The following is a 646-nucleotide window of genomic DNA, read 5'->3' as shown; positions in this document are numbered from 1 at the left end:
GCACATCTATATCAAGGGTGACATATACCGGACGGCTGCCTGCCTGCTGCTTAACATCGTCCACCGCGTCTGACAGCTGATCCAGGTATAATCTGGTGTTGGATTCGGCAAAAAGCAGTTCGTCCTCTGTAGCCGAGCGAATCCCCAGTTGATACAGCCGCCGCGGTCCGATAACCTCAACCACATGCCTCATTACCGTGGCATGCGATAATTCTTCTCCTAAATAGTCCTTTCTAAGGTCGGCATGGGCGTCCATTTGCACCACTACCAAATCGGGATAACGGCGTCTATAGGCTTTGATGACCGGCAGCGATACCAGGTGTTCTCCGCCTATGCACACGGTTTGTTTGTCCTGCTTGAGTATGGACTCCACGGTTTGCTCGATACGGTTAAGGCTTTCTACTACATTGCCAAAAGGGACGACTATATCGCCGCCGTCATAGAAATTGATGTCCAATAACGAACGTTTTTGATAGATGCTGAACTCTTCGATGCCCTCTGAGACCCCCCGTATGCGGGCGGGCGCCAATCTGGTCCCCGGCCTGAAACTGGTGGTAGAGTCCATGGGCAGACCTAAAATCACCTTGGAGCAGGCCTTATAATCGGAATGGGCCCCCATAAAACCGAAATTCTTTTCCAGCCAGGG

The 646-nt window shown here is 51.9% G+C and carries 1 protein-coding gene; it reads right to left on the bottom strand.

Annotation, left to right across the window (positions count from 1 at the left end; genetic code table 11):
- The coding region (gene speB, locus B2633_RS01820; RefSeq protein WP_483168836.1) for an agmatinase at positions 1 to 646 on the bottom strand (646 nt) is incomplete at both ends.

It is taken from the genome of Syntrophomonas sp. UBA1041, assembly GCF_002316705.1.
Classification (GTDB): Bacteria; Bacillota; Syntrophomonadia; order Syntrophomonadales; family Syntrophomonadaceae; genus DTU019.
The sequence above is the reverse complement of the archived record's forward strand: the minus strand, read 5'-3'. Positions and strand labels throughout refer to the sequence as shown.